This window comes from Winogradskyella ouciana (assembly GCF_009709615.1).
In the GTDB taxonomy this organism is placed as follows: domain Bacteria; phylum Bacteroidota; class Bacteroidia; order Flavobacteriales; family Flavobacteriaceae; genus Winogradskyella; species Winogradskyella ouciana.
Map to the genome: position 1 here is coordinate 1 of NZ_WJYA01000256.1, position 246 is coordinate 246.

At 35.0% G+C, this 246-nt stretch carries 1 protein-coding gene; it reads right to left on the reverse strand.

Features of this window, described 5'->3' with window-relative positions; all coding sequences use genetic code 11:
- The coding region (locus F1003_RS16250; protein WP_202913937.1) for a cbb3-type cytochrome c oxidase subunit I at positions 1 to 246 on the reverse strand (246 nt) is incomplete at both ends.

A 246-nucleotide genomic window follows, 5' to 3' on the forward strand; every position in this document is an offset into this window, starting at 1 on the left:
TAGCTAGTTTTACAGACCATAGTTTGGTTCTCCACATAATAGGGACTAGGTAGTAAATCATACCAAAATCCATAAAACCATTCCAACCTAGAGCTCCAATATGAACGTGACCAATTACCCAATCTGTAAAGTGTCCAATTTTATTTAATGTTTTAGTTGCTAATAGAGGACCTTCAAATGTAGCCATACCATAACAAGTAACCGCTACCACGAAAAATTTGAGTATAGGATTTTCTCTTACCTTAT